A 15,992-nucleotide genomic window follows, 5' to 3' on the forward strand; every position below is an offset into this window, starting at 1 on the left:
TTTAGATATAAATAATCAAAAATCCAAAATCCTTTCATAACTGGGATTAAGATTCAGCCAAAAGCTTCGCAGCAGCGGCAACGCCGGCACCAGGAGTGTAGCCTTCATGACCCAATTCTCGCAACACCACTTCTAAAGAGGAAATTGCTGCTAGAATATCGCGATCGGACACAAAGCCCAAATGACCGATTCGGAAGATTTTACCTTTCAAATGGTCTTGTCCGTCGGCGAGAGCAATGTCAAATCTCTTTCGCATCAAAGTCCGCACTTTTTGAGCATCTACGGATTCTGGTGGCATAACCGAAGTAATCGCAGGACTCGCGGCTTCGTCAGCGGCAAACAACGGCAAACCTAAAGCTTTTACTGCACCGCGAGTAGTTGTCATTAAGCGTTTGTGCCTTGCGAAAACATTTTCCAACCCTTCTGTTTTCATCATCTGCAGCGATGCTTGCAGGGCAAAAAACATATTGACCGGTGGAGTAAAAGGAGTGGTATTTTTGGCAGCGTCTTTGCTATATTTACCCAAATCCAAATAATAGCGGGGCAGTTTCGCAGTTTTGTAAGCTTCCCAAGCTTTGGGACTTACGGCCACAAAACCTAAACCGGGAGGAATCATGTAAGCTTTCTGAGAACCCGAAGCAATGACATCGATTCCCCAAGCGTCCATCGGAATATTGACAGCGCCTAAGCTAGTGACAGCATCGACCATAATTAAAGCTTCACCGTGGGCTTTAACGTGGCGGTTGATGGTTTCGAGGTCGTTGAGGACGCCGGTAGAGGTTTCCGAGTGGGTGATGATGACAGCTTTGATTTGCTTCTCTGTATCTGCTTCGAGTTTTTCGCGGAAGTTTTCGGGGTCTAAAGGTTGGCCCCACTCGGCTTTAATAATTTCGGCGTTTAAACCGTAAGCTTCGGCGACTTCGGCCCAACGTTCGCCAAATTTGCCGTTAGTGCCGACTAAAACTCGATCGCCCGCACTCAGGAAATTAATTATCCCAGCTTCCATCGCGCCGGTACCGGAAACGGTTAAACTCAGCACGTCACTTTTAGTTTGGTGCAGCCATTTCAAATTTTCGGTACATTCTGCAAAAATCCCGTCAAATTCCTTGCTGCGGTGGCCCATGGGGTGTTTTGCCATCGCTAACAAGGCCGCTTCAGGTACCGGCGTCGGGCCGGGAATCATCAGCATTAATTTGTTGTCCATGATATTGTCCTAAGTTTTTCTGTGGGAGTTATATAGAATAAATCAAATACGATACGTCAGGTCGCTACTCTAACTTTTTTAACTTTTAACTCCCTTCTGCTGGTTAATTTCATTGAGAGACCAGCGATGTTCTACCGCTAAGTTCGATCGCTCGCAGCTTTGTTCTAATTGCTTTTGAATGGCCAGGGCTTTACGCAGTGTAATAATAAGTTGGTGAACTTGTTGCTGCTGCGGCGATTGGGGACTGACAGCAAACATCGTTTTGCGTTCTAACAATTGAAGTAGCAATTCATAATGAATGTACGAAGGAAGGGGAATTGGCTCCATGAAAGCTAATATACCTCAGCGAACCGACACCCCATGGCAATTGCATGAGGCATCACAGGTGAACATTAGATGCCCGATTTTTTATTTGTTTTCTAACCGTACAGCAACCCCTGCTTTGCCGATCGAATATTCGGGGCTGGGTGCGTTGGACACGCTAAATTTTGCGATCGACAGGCTTACAGAATAGATTTAATTGCTTTCTGGCAAAATATTTCTATGCAATATAGCTTTGAGTGCTATTTTTTACAGTCAAGCGCTTGAGTCGATGCAGGCTAGAAATTCTCATTATTTACCTACTTAATCATTTTTTATCAGAATTAAGGGTGGTTTGTCAAGCGGTCTCGCCTTTCACAGGCTGGGAGGGCGATCGGCAAGGGAGGCTAAAGCAGCACCCGGATCGGGCTGTTTGACTAAAGATTCACCGATGAGGACGGCTTGGGCGCCGGCATTGGCAACTTGAGTTAAGTCGTCGGGAGTGTGGATTCCTGACTCGCTGACGATGAGGATGCCTTTTGCTTGGATTTCGGTTTGTCGATCGGCTAATAGTTGACCCGTAGTTTCTAGGCTGACGGAAAAGTCTTCTAGGTTGCGGTTGTTGATGCCGATTAGGTTGACGCCTTGTAGGGTTAATACTCGATCAAGTTCTTCGAGAGTGTGAACTTCTATTAAAGCTGTCATGCCCAATGTCTTGACAATTTTTACAAAGTATTGTAAGTCTTTGTCAGATAGAATAGCTGCTATTAACAATACAGCATCGGCGCCGTGAATCCGGGCGAGATAGATTTGGTAGGGATAGATAATAAACTCTTTGCAAAGTAAGGGTAAATCGACGGCGGCACGGATTTTAGCGAGGTTGTCGAAGCTGCCTTGAAAGAACTTTTCATCGGTGAGTACGGAGATGCAGCTAGCGCCGTTTTGTTGGTAAGCTAGGGCGATCGCCACTGGGTCGAAATCTTCGCGAATTACGCCTTTGCTGGGAGAAGCTTTTTTAACTTCGGCGATGATAGCGGGTGTGGTTTTACCGTTTTTAAGGGCCGCAAGAAAGTCGCGGGTTGGCGGTGCAAAGGGGAGTTTTTTGTGAAGATCGGCTAACGGGGTACGATCGCGCTTTTGGGCCACTTCAGCTTCTTTTTGCCAGACGATTTCTTCGAGGATGTGCTGGGGTTCGGCGTCGGGTACGGCGATTTGGTAGCTGAGGTAGAGGACGGAGACGGATGTGCTGGGGGGACGGCGACGGATTTGAAGCATGATAGGGGGATAAAGGGCGATCGTAACAAGTTTCAACGTATTATATAATGGTTACAGTAAATCCTCCTAGCCTGAGAGCTAATGCGTGCCAGCTAAAGATATTTATCACGATACAGTTAAGCGTGCCTTACAAAAGGATGGTTGGATAATTACTCACGATCCATTTCCCCTGCAAATTGGTCGCAAGCGTTTATCTGCCGACTTGGGTGCAGAGCGTCTAATTAATGCCGAAAAAGGAACCCAAAAAATTGTTGTTGAGGTCAAGAGTTTTGTGGGACGATCGGATGTAAAAGATTTGGAGCAGGCTTTGGGACAGTACATTCTTTACCGCCAAGTGCTTAATGAAATGCGGATCGATAGAAGTCTCTATTTGGCAATTACTCAACCAATTTTTAATAGCGTATTTACCATAGAATTAGGACAAGTGTTATTGAAAAATCAGATTATAAAACTGATTGTTTTTGATGATAAAAGTGAGGCGATAGTTCAATGGATACCCGATTAAGATACCAAGAAATTATCAAAACCATACTGCAAGAACACGCCAACTACCGCGCTGCCATACCTGACGGATATAATTCCCAAGTTCTCTTTGATGATGAACGAGGAAGCTACTTAGTCTTGGATATTGGTTGGAATGAGGACAAATACCTTCACGCCACACCAATCCACATCAATTTAATCGGCGATAAAATTTGGATTCAATATGATGATACCGAAGAAGGAGTGGCGAGTGATTTACTGGCAGCAGGTATTCCTAAAGAAGATATTGTACTCGGTTTTCGCCATCCTCATGTGCGGCAATATACTGAATTTGGAACTGGTTTGAGTGGCAAAGATGAAGGAAATGTTGCTGAATCTGCTGCTGTGCGATCGGCCTAAGTAGAGTACGGAAGAGGTTTGACAGTTCTGGCTTTTGCCTGTTTCAGGGCACTTAACAAGCGATCGGCGTTTTTGGGCGATCGCAGCAGGTGTAATGTCTCCAATAAGCTTGCCAACTCGTCAGCGGCAATTAATGCTACATTTTCGCCGTCTTTGCGGGTGATGATGATGGTATCGCGATCGCTGATGACTTGTTCGCACAGTTCATCAAGATTGGCTTGAGCTTCAGTATAGGTGACTTGGGTTTGTGTGAGTGAGATGGTTTTAGGCTTACCAATACTAAGGATATTATAAGGGCGATCGGCCTTCTTTTTCTATGTTTGGGCGGGAATAGTTAGTTTTGACATACTCTTTTAGTACCGGTGCAAGGGTAAAAAAAGTGCGATCGCCCTCCGGGATTTTTTCAATTAATGAACGCCGTCCCAAGGATTGCATAACTTTCAAAAATTGCGATCGAGATAATTGCAGATTATTTGGCACTTTTGAGAGGGAAACTGGCGCGGTTTCACTCGCTAGCCATGACATTACCTGTTTTTCTGACTCGGCTAAGCGATTAAATGGCTGATGCAGTAAAGATTCTAAATCACCTAAAAATAGTGGAGCGTCAGACAAAAATTCCGATAGGCTGCCGTCAAATAAATCTTGAATCATTGTAGCAACTATTTTTAACCACAAGGGATTGCCTCTGTATTGTTCAATTAGTTCTGACCATTTTTCATGTTCAGCTAAACCTTTTTCTCTCAGGATTTCCCCCGCGCCCGCACCTAAACCATTCAGTTGTAATGAGCGAACTGGCTGGTTGCTACCTTCTAATGCGGCGATTTCTCTAGGCTTTTCCGAACTGAGCAACACTAAACAACTATTGTGAGATAATTCTCCTACTTGTCTGAATAGTGTGCCGTAATCTTCATATCCAGATTTGTAATTACCAGCGAGTTGTCCGCTGCTGTTTATCATTTGTACGTCATCGAGTATCAGCAGACAGCGGTATTTTTGCAAGTAGTCCAGTAGGGGCAATCCCCCTGTTGTTGTCCCATTCTCTGGGACAACCACGCCATCGGTATTTGGGGCGGGCACGGGGGCACCGCCCCTACAGAAGAATTGAATTATATTTGTTTGAAGTATTGGCAGATGTGGAGATGTGGCGAGACTTCGCCAAATGATGAAATCAAATTTATCTTTGATTTGTTGGACAAGTTGTGCGGCGAGTGCGGTTTTGCCAATGCCGACTATGCCTAGTATGGCGAGTAGGCGGGTGTTTTCGTGGAGAATCCACTGTTTGAGGGTGGCGAGTTCGGATGTGCGATCGAATAAAACTCCAGATTTAGGCATTTCACCTAAATATTCGCGCACTTTGGGTTTGGCGTTGCCTTTGTTTAGAAATTCTTCATCGGTTGGTGAATTGGGGACTTTTGGGGACTGTGAATTATTTTCACAGAAGTTGACTTCACCAATTTGTACAATATCTTTATTGAAGTTCCAGAGATTTGAGAATTTTACTTGCTCCAATCTGACTCTAAAATTTCCTTTATTGACTTCTTCGCCTAATACTTCTGATAGTAGCTTCCATAATGCAGAGGCAATATCTTTAATGTGACCTTCACTACAGTGAGATTCATCTGCTATTTTTGAGTATTTCTGACCTTGTAAAGTTCCCTGCAGTATCCTCTCTTGCAGATTGTCTAAGTGTTTTCCCGTATTGATAAAAACTAGGTCGTCGGCAAGTTTTAAGACTTCTTGAACGTCCATAGGTCGGGTTAATGCTGGGGTTTTGCCTATTATATCCTACTCGATCCGACTTTTTCCGACCCGATCGAGTTTGTCTAGCTTTTTCTGGCGTGGGTAAATGGCAAATAATATAAAAGTGCCTACTTGATCCTACTTTTTCCGACTGGACAACACTGAGATTTTATAGTCACAATCATATTTAAGAGACACTCTTATAGCTTTCCCATAGGAAAAAAATGACTGCACAAGCATTATCCCTCCCCCAAGCAAACTTAAAAATGGCTCTCTGGCAAGTAGATGCCGATTCAATGAGTAGTAGCGAGTTGTATGTCTGGTTAAATGATAGTGGCTTGCCCCACGAAGTCACCATCAGATTGCACGAGTTGGCTAGCTACACGAAAAAAGCTGGTAACAAAGTTTTGGCTGTAGGGAAAATTGTTCTGATCAAAATTATCGAGTTTGTCAAGGCACATCCTAATTTAGCTACAGGCATTGCTCTAGGAGCTGCTGTGGGGCTATTGGCAAGTTCAGTACCAATTATAGGCCCCCTGTTAGCGCCATTGGCAGCAGTGCTAGGTATAACTGTTGGTGCGATCGCTGGACATAGACTAGATCAAGGCTACCGTCAAGTAGATGGCATAGTTGGAGTAACACAAGACTTTATTCAAATCGCCCAATTGTTTTTTCAGCTACTGATTGATGTTTTCAATGCAGTTTTTCGCAACGTTATCACTGCTTAAATAAGAAAATTTGAAACAATCAGGAGGCTTAATATGTCAGGAAATAAAACCCTAACTAAGGAGCAAATCCTTAAAGCGATCGAGCAACTGGAAAAAAATCCTCATGATAAGCTAGGAATTTTAGCTGATATTGGGATTGGTGTGGTAGGTGCTGGTGCTGCTGGTGCTGCTGTTGCGGCTTTCGGCGGTACATCCATATTGTTTGGGCTAATAGCGGTTGCACCCCCAGTAGGATTGGTTGTTGGCGGTGCAGCATTAGGTGCAGCAGCTCTCGTTGGAGCAAAGAGGATATTTTTTGATGGCACTTTCAACGAAGGCAAAAAAGCAGAAATGCTTCAACAGCTAAAAGAACAGGTAAGAGAGGTTGAAACAAAAGAAAGGGCATCTAAGCTTGGAGAGAGTGACAAGACAAAATTTATTGTTTCCTTGAAAGAACCAGTTAGGCTTAATTTAATTAGCCCTAAAGAGGCTCAGGATTTAATGAGGGCTGTCGAAAGTGGTCAAATACCTATCAAGGAAGCTATTAATATGGTCAAGGCTATAGTTGAAGCAGCTCAACTCCAATAGTCTTTTAAATCCCTGACCTGAAAATGCTAGACACAGGCTATGTTGCTCTGGTATTTCTGAGAATTGACTTAGCTGCTGAAAGAGCGATCGCCCTTCTATTATTGAGGTGCGATCGCTCTTTTTTTGAGTATCACGAATTCTTTTTCTCCAACACCATAAGGAATTTTTACCGCTTTGACAACCATTGATAAGACAAGCTATCGTGAGTAGGAGAAAATCGGAGTGGGCTATTTGGTATAACGAAAGAATCCCGATCGCCCTCCAATCATTTACAACAAATATGACCATTAACGATAAAGTTAAGAACATACTGATGCAATTACGATCGCACTTCGAGCAACTCTACGGCGATCGCCTCACCCAAATGGTGCTCTACGGTTCCCAAGCGCGAGGCGATGCACGCCCAGACTCTGACATTGATATTTTAGTCGTCCTCAAAGGGCAAGTAAACCTAGGCGAAGAAATTAAAAGAACCAGCCACATTCGAGCCGATTTGTCGCTCCAAAATGACGAAGTGATTAGCTGCCTGTTTATGGACGAACAGCGATTTACCCACTATAACGGGCCTTTATTGCGGAACATTCGCAAAGAGGGAATAGCTTTATGAAACCCGAACAATTAGACTTACTCCTGAAAGCTCGTCAAAGCCTATCGGCGGCAAATCTATTACTAAATAATGGTTTCCCAGACTATGCAGCATCTCGCGCTTATTATGCCATGTTTTACATTGCTGAGGCATTTTTAGATGGCGAAGGAATGTCATTTTCCAGTCATGCCGCAGTAATTGGAGCTTTCGGCCGAGAATTTGCCCGTACAGGAAGAGTTCCTGCTGAGTTTCACCGATTTTTAATCGATGCTCAAGACTTGCGAAATAGTGGGGATTACGGGGGACTTGATACTGTCACTATCGAGCAAGCTGCAGAGCAAATTAACTGCGGCGAGCAATTTCTCGAATTAGCCCAAAATGCGATCGCCACTCTACCACCGCCCTAAAACAGAATACCGAAATCCCCGACTTCTTCAAGAAGCCGGGGATATAAAACAAGAAAACAGCCCCTACAAATTAATGACTACCCGCTCCAGCCGCCCGTTTAAACGCCTCATCCAACACTTCCGAAAGCGTTGGGTGCGTGTGCACTCGGAATGCTAAATTGTTCACAGAATCGCGCTGGGCGATCGCATTTGCCGCTTCCTGAATCAAATCCGAAGCGTGCAAACCGAAAATGTGAACTCCCAACAACTCTCCAGTATCTTTCCGGTAAATCACCTTAGCCGTACCGTCGGTTTCCCCTTCAGCAATAGCCTTAGAATTTCCCTTAAAATAAGTCTTGACAGAAGCTACCTCAAACCCTTCTGTTTTTCCTAACTCTTTCGCCGCAGGTTCCGTCATCCCCACATAGCTAATTTCCGGGTGAGTAAACGCCGCCGCCGGGATACTCAAATAGTCAACTTCGCGGGGACGGCCGCAAATATTTTCCACTGCAGCAATTCCCTGAGCAGACGCAGAATGCGCTAACATCATCTTGCCATTAACATCGCCGATCGCCCACAAATTTTGCACCGGTTCTCCCGCTGCCAAAACCTGCATCTTATCGTTAACGGGGATATAACCGCGCATGGTTTCCACGCCAACAGTTTCTAACCCCAAATTCTTACTGACAGGAACTCGCCCAGTTGCTACCAAACAAGCATCAACTTCCAAAACTTCGACAATTTCCTTAGTCTTGAAATCAGCTAATTCAATAATCACCGGCGAACCCGGAGTAATCTTCTTAGCCAAAACACCCACTTTTGTTTCAATATCGCGGGGTGCAATTAACACCCGTTCTGCTAACTTAGCAATATCCGGGTCAAAAGTCGGCATCAATTGATCTAGAGCTTCAATCATCGTGATTTCACAGCCCAGTGCGGTGTAAATATCGGAAAACTCCAAACCGATATAACCGCTACCAATAATTGCAATCCATTTCGGTAGCGATTCCAACCTGACAGCATCGTCGCTGGTAAATACAGTTTTGCCGTCAATTTCTATCCCGGGGGGGACGAAGGGAACCGAACCGGGAGCGAGAATAATATCCTTGGCGGTAATAGTTTTCTCGCCTTTATCGGTTTCGACGGTAATTTTTTGAGCACTGGCAATTTTGCCCCAACCTTGGATAGTATCGACATTCAAACGTTTGAGGCTGTTGGTCAAGTCGCCGCGAAGTTTGCTAACAATAGTGTTAGCGTGATTGGCGATCGCCCCGCGATCGAAATCCACATTCCCCAACTGAATTCCCAAAGTCTTCAGGTGGTGGGCATTCCGCAACTCTCGCACTCGTCCCGAAGCCGCCAATAGCGCCTTCGAGGGAATGCAGCCGCGGTTGACGCAAGTCCCCCCCATGTCCCCTGCTTCGATAATTGCCACTTTCAGCCCGCAGCTAACCGCGTGTATGGCCGCGCCGTGTCCGCCCACGCCAGCGCCGATAATTGCTAAATCGTAATCAAATCCCTGAGTCACCTTAAAATCTCCTAATGCCTTTGAAATCTTAGGACTCAAGCAAAAAACACCGTCTCTCCGTCCTTTCGAGGTGGCGCGTTGCCATCGCAACCTTTGAACAGCGGTAATAGTTGCATAAGTCCTGTCTCCTTATTCTCGACTAGACTAGGGTTAATTAGACAACGAAAGAGCCGTAACTGAGATTTTTTCAGGGTCAATGATTTTGAGCTGGGTCTGCACCAAGTCTCAAATCACTCAGTAGGCGGCTGTAGAGTTAAATATAAGTTTGAAGGCTGACAATGGTCGCTGCAGGTTTTATATGGGGCAGCAAGTTCAGCAACAGGCATTCCACCGTCCGGTTAAATTGTGTGCGCTTGCTTGTTTTAGTCGGGTTTTCATGTCTGCACGCGCCGGGGGCGGGCAGAGTTTATTGGCAACTTTTAGAGTCTATGGAGTGGCTTATGACAGATGACGACCAGAAAGATTTACGCCGGGCCTCGGCTCAATCCTTTTTTGAGTCCCTGGATGAATTGTTCGATTCTATAGAATCGAACAGCACTCAAGCGGCACAACCTAAATCTCCACCGCCTCCGGCTAAGTCTGCGAGTCAGTCTTCGAGTTTGCCGAAGAAGACTAGACCTGCGAAAATTAATTTGTCGGATTTTGAAGATGCGATCGCCGATTTGGAACAGTTTATCCAGAGCAAACACCAGAAACGCCCGGAATCCAATCAATAGTGCGATGACACATTTTCAACTAAGGACTGTTGACTGTTGACTGTTGACTGTTGACTGTTGACAAGCGAAAAATTTTAGACCGAAGTTCCAGCTCCCAGATTCATCTGTGGAGTCAATTTTTAAATCTAAAATCTAAAATCTAAAATCTAAAATCGACTGGCTGTTAACGGTGCTTTAAGCTTAAGGTGCTTATGTCGCCGCCTACAATATATTCATATTTCATTGAGGATGGCTTTACAAGAATCAAGCCAAATAAATTATCTCAATTTACTATTAATAGCCTTATTTTTAGGCTTTGACGGCTGCGGTAATTGCCTCGCTCGCACTTCAATCGCCCGATCGCCGATCGCACTCAAAGGCAACTCCAATTCATCAAGATCATTGCGGAACTTGACCGGAATATCAGCACCGTTAATAATCGCTCCCAACAGCCGCGGCCCGGATTTATTCGACTCGTCCTCCTCAGATTCCAGCAACTGATCGGCAGCCTCAGACAACATACTAGACAAAGTGTAACCAGGCCGCGCCACCAAAATCATACCGTCCGTGTACGGTTCCAGCGTCAGCGCGTCGTTGCACTCGCTCAAAGCCGGAGAATCCACAACCACAAAATCAAAGCGGTTGCGAACATCCTCAAACAATCTCCGCATTTCGCTCGATTCTAGTACGGCCGAGGCTTGCCGCAAAAAGCCGGGACTCGGCACAACGTATAGATTCTCTACCTCGGGAACCAAAAGGACGCACTCGCTAATATTGCCGTAATAGTGCAAAGGTTCCACCGTCGCCAAAGGATCGGCAGCAATTTTCAAAGATTCAACGTTAGAAGGCGATCGCAAATCTGCTTCAATTAGCAAAGTCCGTTTACCCGATCGAGCCGATGCAATTGCCAAATTGTAAGCACTAAAACTTTTCCCCTCCAAAGGCGCCGCCGAAGTCAGCAACACCACCTTTACCGGTTTGTTCCCGATCCGGCGCAAATTAGTACGCAACCGCTCGTAAAATTCCAAATAGGGAGAATTTGCCTCCAGGGCCAGAGGCATTTCATCGCCGTAGGAATCAAACACCGTCACTTCAGGCAAAACTGCCAGTATCGGCACCTCTTTTTCCACCAAAGCCGCCCGCACTTCTTCCCAACTGTAAAACTTGCCGTTGAGCATCCCCAACAAAAATATCAACCCCCCGCCCAGCAGCAATCCCACAAATCCGCCCACCGCCAGCATCACGGGCAAACCTCTCTTGTTTGACTCAACGTCATCAGTTTTCGGAAATTGGGCGATTGTCAAACTCCCCGTTGTCTCAGCTACCGCCGCCTCAGCATCTACCAAAGCCGACTGCATCTTGTCGTAGAGAGCTTGTTTGAACGCCACCTGTTGGGCCAACCGCGCTTGTTCTAACTGCTTGTTGGGGATTGTCGCGTGTTCCCGACGCAATTCTTTTTCAGTTTTCTCGATTCCTTGAAGTTGCTGTTGCACCGTATCGTGCTGCGTTTGCAAAGCAATCAAAGTTTGAGCTAACTGCTGTCTGGCCGGATCTAAAGAAGAGTCTACCCGAATTCGATCGGCACTTCTGAGCGGAGCCGCCACCCCGTTACCGCCGAGTACCTCAGATTGCCGCTGCTGCAACTGCTGCTCAAAAGCAAGTTTTTGTTTAAGCAATTCTACAATTTTCGGGTGTTCCTCCTGCAAGTCGCTGCGGAGAATTTTGAGCTGAGATTCGATCGAAAACAATTGCACTCGCAGTTGGGCAATAATTGGATCGGCAGAGAGTGCTTGAGCGACGTAAGCTTGCTCCACATTCAATCCCAAGCGAGCCTGCAAACTGTTAATTTGAGCTTCAATTCCTCCCAACTGCACGCGGAGTTGCCGCTGCTGCTGTTGGATGGTGGTAATCGCTTGCGGCAAAGCACCGCTCTGAGCTGCTAAAATTGAAGTTCCTTCTCGTTTTGCGTAGGCTTCAAGTTTTGCTTCCGTCTCTCTGAGTTCCTGAGTTACTTTCGGCAAACGCTTGTTAATTTGGGCGATCGTCTCACGCAGTCTAGAAGTATTAAGAGTTTCGCTGCGAGCCACCATTTCGAGCATCAGCCTCTCTACTACCTTTTCTGCTTTTTGGCGATCGGCATTTTTGTACAATACTTGAATCAAAGCGCTGGGGTCATTATTCTTAGTGGGCATCTTTACTTGCACATTTTTTACCAGCTTTTTAGCCAAAGCTTGTACTTCTTTTTGCTCTTCTTTTGGGCTTAATTTTTTTGCGGGTTTGATGAGTTGTTTTGCGGCTGCTTCAACCACCGTTGTATCCAGCAGCATATCTTTAGTTATTTCTTGTCCTTCCTGTTGAATTTTAGTAGTAGTCGATGAAAAAATCACGCTCGGTCTGCGGTAGGCCAGTGTACCTGTAGCAACGTAAACTGGCGCCGCCTTTGGCTGCAGGGCCACTACTCCCGACACCCCCACAGTCACCGCGAGAGTAGCCAGTCCCACCCACTTGTATTGGTCGAAAGCAATTAAATAGCGTTTGACAACGGATAAAGTCATGACGATTTTAGATTTTAGATTTTAGATTTTAGATTGCTAATTCTTAACGATAACTAATGATTGCTGACAAATGATACCCATTTCCCAAAAAGCTGCAACTGTAGGTAAATTTTAAACGCATATCGCATAAGTCATTCCCCATCGAAAAGCGAAAATTGAAATTTGAAAATGGTATGACTACCTATCATTTCGTGACGGGCCGAATAGATCTGTTACCCCATTTCTCAACTGTTCAAAGAACAGAATAAATCCCAAAGTATCCCGGAATGGTCGAGTAAAAGTATTGATTACATAACCAATGCGCTCTACCAAATTCCTACCAATCACAATCACATCATTATCTTCGAGCATCGGGTTCTGAGAAACATTGCCCTCCAAAGCAGCTTTAGCATCTATCGAACGGTTGATTGCTCTACCTTGCTTTTCGTCGAACCGAATCAGGGCTATTTTCCGCAAGTCAGCAAGATTAACAGGCAAGTTGTTGAGAGCATCCAAAAACCTGCTGCCATTTTCTACGTAGAACGAGGTCAAACCACCACTAGCGTAACTCAAAACTCGAACGTAGATCCGGGGCTTAATCAGGGTAGACCGCGCCACCAGAGCTTTGTCGTAGTTTAGGTTTTTGGTACTAGCGTCCAATTCCGGGATGACAATCACATCTCCCGAGACCAAAGGAAAATCGAACAAATCGTTAGCGTTTGCTAGGGGAGTGTAGAGGTCGATTGGTTCCTCCACCGAGGAGCCGTCCATCAGCGTCCGCCGCACTCGCACCTCCCGCAAATCGGCTTTTCCCGTCACTCCCCCCGCAATCACCAAAGCAGCCGAAATTCGACCAGAACCCGCCGGAAGCGTGTAAAAACCCGGTTTGCTGACTTCTCCGGTGACAGTGATTTGGACGGGGACAGCAGCAGCAGCGAGGCTGTACCTGGATGCTAAATCTTGATCGGATTTGCGATCGGGCGTAACCTGTTTATACGGTACGACGATCGCATCTCCATCTTCCAAACGCAAATCGGGCGGAGCAATACCAGTTTGCAACGGTGTCAAAATATCAACAACTTGCTCCGCGACAGCACCTCCCGGCAGAGTCCGCCGCACCCGCACCGCCCGCAGTTCCGCCGTAGGATTAGTCCCAGCAGCAGCCGCCAGAGCCGCAGGAAGCTGGGGGGTTTGCAGCGGATAAAAACCCGGTCTGGCCACTTCCCCCGTCACCGTCACCACTACCGGGCGCTGAACCAGCAAAGCAGCCGAGACTTGAGGATTTTTGATAAATTGGCCAAAGCGCTCCCGGAGGCGCTGCTGTGATTCTTCGACGGTAAGACCGCGCACATTTACTGTTCCGATTAGCGGCAGTACAATTACCCCTTCAGGGCTGATTGGACCAGTAAAACCTAGCTCTGGGAAGCGCTGAACTTGAACAGAAATTTGGTCTCCCGGGCCCAGACGGTAGGGCCGATTCCGAAAAGCTGGGTTAATATCCCGGTTGAAATTGGCAGGCGGCGGTGGCGGTACACGCAATAGCGGTGGCGCCACGAGTCGCTCGTCTCTTGGAACAACAGATTGAGCTAAAGCCGTTTCCGAAAAATTTTTGCTATTAAAACCCCAGAATACAGCAGCAAAAGATAGAGTCCAAGCAGTTGAATACAGGCCGGCAAAGGAAAAAGCGAGGCGATTTTTAATTGTAGATTTTTCCCGCATTTTGAGAGGATTTTAAAAAGTAATATTGTGAATAATAGCCTGACTTGTAAGTTTCATCTAAATATAGCGACGAGAAAAAACAATAAGATATTTTAGGGGCGAGTTGAATCCGGATATTTACTAGGAAGCAGTTGATTTTGGCAAAACCTCCCCACGATCTAGGCCTATTTATTTGCACCTACCTGCTTACTCAAAGCGAAAAGTTTCTGTAATTAATTTAGCCTGGACACTTTCGGCAAGAGATTCCAGCAAGGGTTGAGCTATCTTAATGTCGCCCTGCGGTTGAATGGGAAGGATGATACTGACAGCAACCCAAGAGGCGCGGCGGTTCGACAGTCTAGCAATGCTGTCTTCCCAAAACCAACGGCTGGTTGCTGGAGAACCACCGTTAGGCCAAGCGTACCACTGCATGACAGCAAAAGTTTGTTGGGGATTCCAGCTTCGGAAAAACCGGGCCTCGACGGTAGAGGGCGGCTTGTCGGGTATGGGCGCTAATTTAACTGTAAACCTCAAAGTGCGATGAGAATCTGTTTGCCACCGGTGAAATCCATCGATATCTAACCATTCTACCTGGGGCTGGTTTTTGGGGCCATTTTGAGGCAACAGCAATAAAATGGCAACTGTTCGATCATTTTTAATTTCTTCAGCTAACCATCTGTGACCGCCAATTTGGACGTTATTCTGGACCCGCATCACCTGCCACCCGGGAAGTGTCATCCCGTTTTGGCGCAAACTTTTCAATTGCTTGAGGTTTGCAACGGTTGGCGGGTTTGTCCAAGGCCACCTTCCTGTCGCGTAGCCGGGAATTGCTACTACCCCAACCAGTATCAGCAAAAACACCAGTATCATAATTTTAGATAATTGATACCGCCGCAGTAATTTCCGTGCTGAAATCATCTGTTTCATTAATTGCTAGACTGGCTTGGGAAATACTTTTCCACCCCGTTGAGGAGAAGTACCAATAAGCCTAGTATACAAGCGGAATACAAGTCTCCGCCCCATCCGGCGTGCAACCAAGTAAAAAGCCCCTCTCTCTCGGTTCCGTGAAAGTAAGTGAGCAAAGTGTTGCGGACAATGTTGGAAGAGATGCTAATGATGGATGTACTAACTAAAAACAAAATGCTTCTTTTGTGAGAACTCCAAACTCCCGTCCAATCTAGCAGAATTAAGCTGACGTAAAGACTGGTAAACAGCATTTTCAAGCCTGCACAGTGCGGAGCAACTTCTACAATGCGATCGTTTACGTACAGATAAATTTCTTCCACTCTCACGTTGAGACCAACTTTAATTAATATCAATCCTGATGTTTCAGCAATGAATTGCTGCAACGGCAAGGCGTAGGGTTCAATGAGGTAAGGAATGTGGTTTGGCGAGGCCAAAAATACGAATAAAAGCGGCATCGCCTGCAATTTCAAGCCGGGAATTCCTTTTAAAGATAAGCAAATGCTGGCCAGCATTACGGGCAGGGATAAATTTACTAAATCGCTCAAGCGACTCAGATAAAAAAGCGTGGCTAGTACCAGCAAAAAGCCTCCCACAGGATGCGGTGAGTTGGGCAAGCTGCGCCAGCACTTTCGGTTCATCCAAGCAGTATAAGCTGCGTAAGGCAAACCAATTAGTCCGTGGCTGAAATATTCGTGTTCGAGGCTGATGCTTTTGTTAAACCAGCCGTCGTACCAGTGTAATAGCAGGGGGGCGTACAGCAGCACTAGGAGCACCGTGATACCTTCCGCCAGGAGGTATCGCTTGAAAACAATGCGAATTCGGCGCTGGATGTGCATGGTTTGAGAAGTTTTAAGATTGCCGCGCTGGATTCGCAACGCTTTCGGGTTTTAAACTGTGAGTTAA

Annotated in this window: 19 protein-coding genes; 9 read left to right on the forward strand and 10 right to left on the reverse strand. The window is 46.1% G+C overall.

Annotated elements, in window-relative coordinates:
- Nucleotides 1–46: 46 nt before the first annotated feature.
- Nucleotides 47–1,204 (reverse strand): alanine--glyoxylate aminotransferase family protein, encoded by a 1,158-nt coding sequence (locus tag QUA47_RS12940; protein WP_333218297.1) that lies wholly within the window; start codon nt 1,202–1,204, stop codon nt 47–49.
- Between the two features lie 78 nt (nt 1,205–1,282).
- Entirely contained in the window at nt 1,283–1,531 is a 249-nt protein-coding gene (locus tag QUA47_RS12945) for a DUF5340 domain-containing protein (RefSeq protein WP_333431035.1), read from the reverse strand.
- Here QUA47_RS12945 and QUA47_RS12950 point away from each other — a divergent pair.
- A complete protein-coding gene (locus QUA47_RS12950; protein ID WP_333431036.1) occupies nt 1,530–1,718 on the forward strand; it encodes a hypothetical protein in 189 nt (62 codons plus the stop codon). The two genes, QUA47_RS12945 and QUA47_RS12950, sit on opposite strands and share 2 nt — an antisense overlap.
- A gap of 161 nt (nt 1,719–1,879) precedes the next feature.
- Here QUA47_RS12950 and trpC read toward each other — a convergent pair whose 3' ends face one another.
- On the reverse strand, nt 1,880–2,779 hold the full coding sequence (gene trpC / locus QUA47_RS12955) for an indole-3-glycerol phosphate synthase TrpC (protein WP_333431037.1): 900 nt from the start codon (nt 2,777–2,779) through the stop codon (nt 1,880–1,882).
- Between the two features lie 85 nt (nt 2,780–2,864).
- Here trpC and QUA47_RS12960 point away from each other — a divergent pair, with 85 nt between their 5' ends.
- Together QUA47_RS12960 and QUA47_RS12965 are read left to right on the forward strand one after the other, a co-directional pair.
- Nucleotides 2,865–3,284 (forward strand): element excision factor XisH family protein, encoded by a 420-nt coding sequence (locus QUA47_RS12960; RefSeq protein ID WP_333431038.1) that lies wholly within the window; start codon nt 2,865–2,867, stop codon nt 3,282–3,284.
- Complete coding sequence (locus QUA47_RS12965; RefSeq protein WP_333431039.1) at nt 3,269–3,661, forward strand: XisI protein; 393 nt, start codon at nt 3,269–3,271, stop codon at nt 3,659–3,661. Before QUA47_RS12960 ends, QUA47_RS12965 begins: the two co-directional genes overlap by 16 nt.
- Here the strand turns inward: QUA47_RS12965 and QUA47_RS12970 are convergent.
- Nucleotides 3,658–3,948: a type II toxin-antitoxin system prevent-host-death family antitoxin gene (locus QUA47_RS12970; protein WP_333431080.1), complete on the reverse strand. Its 291-nt coding sequence runs from the start codon at nt 3,946–3,948 to the stop codon at nt 3,658–3,660. The genes QUA47_RS12965 and QUA47_RS12970 overlap by 4 nt on opposite strands.
- 1 nt (nt 3,949) lies before the next feature.
- Nucleotides 3,950–5,410 carry an NB-ARC domain-containing protein gene (locus QUA47_RS12975; RefSeq protein WP_333431040.1) on the reverse strand — a complete coding sequence of 487 codons (1,461 nt, stop codon included), beginning with the start codon at nt 5,408–5,410 and terminating at the stop codon, nt 3,950–3,952.
- A gap of 215 nt (nt 5,411–5,625) precedes the next feature.
- Between QUA47_RS12975 and QUA47_RS12980 the strand changes: the two genes are divergently transcribed.
- The 5 genes from QUA47_RS12980 (at nt 5,626) to QUA47_RS13000 (ending at nt 7,689) form a co-directional block, all read left to right on the forward strand.
- Entirely contained in the window at nt 5,626–6,129 is a 504-nt protein-coding gene (locus tag QUA47_RS12980; protein ID WP_333431041.1) for a hypothetical protein, read from the forward strand.
- Between the two features lie 33 nt (nt 6,130–6,162).
- Complete coding sequence (locus tag QUA47_RS12985) at nt 6,163–6,696, forward strand: hypothetical protein (protein ID WP_333431042.1); 534 nt, start codon at nt 6,163–6,165, stop codon at nt 6,694–6,696.
- Nucleotides 6,697–6,719: 23 nt separating this feature from the next.
- Nucleotides 6,720–6,884 carry a hypothetical protein gene (locus QUA47_RS12990; protein WP_333431043.1) on the forward strand — a complete coding sequence of 55 codons (165 nt, stop codon included), beginning with the start codon at nt 6,720–6,722 and terminating at the stop codon, nt 6,882–6,884.
- A gap of 92 nt (nt 6,885–6,976) precedes the next feature.
- Nucleotides 6,977–7,303 (forward strand): nucleotidyltransferase domain-containing protein, encoded by a 327-nt coding sequence (locus QUA47_RS12995; protein ID WP_333431044.1) that lies wholly within the window; start codon nt 6,977–6,979, stop codon nt 7,301–7,303.
- Nucleotides 7,300–7,689: a HEPN domain-containing protein gene (locus QUA47_RS13000; protein WP_333431045.1), complete on the forward strand. Its 390-nt coding sequence runs from the start codon at nt 7,300–7,302 to the stop codon at nt 7,687–7,689. The genes QUA47_RS12995 and QUA47_RS13000 overlap by 4 nt, the downstream gene beginning before the upstream one ends.
- A gap of 70 nt (nt 7,690–7,759) precedes the next feature.
- Here the strand turns inward: QUA47_RS13000 and lpdA are convergent, their stop codons facing one another.
- Nucleotides 7,760–9,196: a dihydrolipoyl dehydrogenase gene (gene lpdA / locus QUA47_RS13005; RefSeq protein WP_333431046.1), complete on the reverse strand. Its 1,437-nt coding sequence runs from the start codon at nt 9,194–9,196 to the stop codon at nt 7,760–7,762.
- Nucleotides 9,197–9,636: 440 nt separating this feature from the next.
- Here lpdA and QUA47_RS13010 point away from each other — a divergent pair, with 440 nt between their 5' ends.
- Nucleotides 9,637–9,912, forward strand: coding sequence for a hypothetical protein (locus QUA47_RS13010; RefSeq protein ID WP_333149812.1), 276 nt, complete (start codon nt 9,637–9,639; stop codon nt 9,910–9,912).
- Nucleotides 9,913–10,169: 257 nt separating this feature from the next.
- Here the strand turns inward: QUA47_RS13010 and QUA47_RS13015 are convergent, their stop codons facing one another.
- The 4 genes from QUA47_RS13015 to crtB all read right to left on the reverse strand — a co-directional run bounded on the left by QUA47_RS13015 (nt 10,170) and on the right by crtB (nt 15,925).
- Entirely contained in the window at nt 10,170–12,446 is a 2,277-nt protein-coding gene (locus QUA47_RS13015) for a lipopolysaccharide biosynthesis (RefSeq protein WP_333431047.1), read from the reverse strand.
- Nucleotides 12,447–12,623: 177 nt separating this feature from the next.
- Nucleotides 12,624–14,144 carry a polysaccharide biosynthesis/export family protein gene (locus QUA47_RS13020; RefSeq protein ID WP_333431048.1) on the reverse strand — a complete coding sequence of 507 codons (1,521 nt, stop codon included), beginning with the start codon at nt 14,142–14,144 and terminating at the stop codon, nt 12,624–12,626.
- Between the two features lie 186 nt (nt 14,145–14,330).
- Nucleotides 14,331–15,041 carry a cyanoexosortase B system-associated protein gene (locus tag QUA47_RS13025; protein WP_333431049.1) on the reverse strand — a complete coding sequence of 237 codons (711 nt, stop codon included), beginning with the start codon at nt 15,039–15,041 and terminating at the stop codon, nt 14,331–14,333.
- An 8-nt stretch (nt 15,042–15,049) separates the two neighbouring features.
- Nucleotides 15,050–15,925: a cyanoexosortase B gene (crtB, locus tag QUA47_RS13030; protein WP_333431081.1), complete on the reverse strand. Its 876-nt coding sequence runs from the start codon at nt 15,923–15,925 to the stop codon at nt 15,050–15,052.
- Nucleotides 15,926–15,992: the final 67 nt, after the last annotated feature.

Source organism: Microcoleus sp. MON2_D5, assembly GCF_036701905.1.
GTDB lineage: Bacteria > Cyanobacteriota > Cyanobacteriia > Cyanobacteriales > Microcoleaceae > Microcoleus.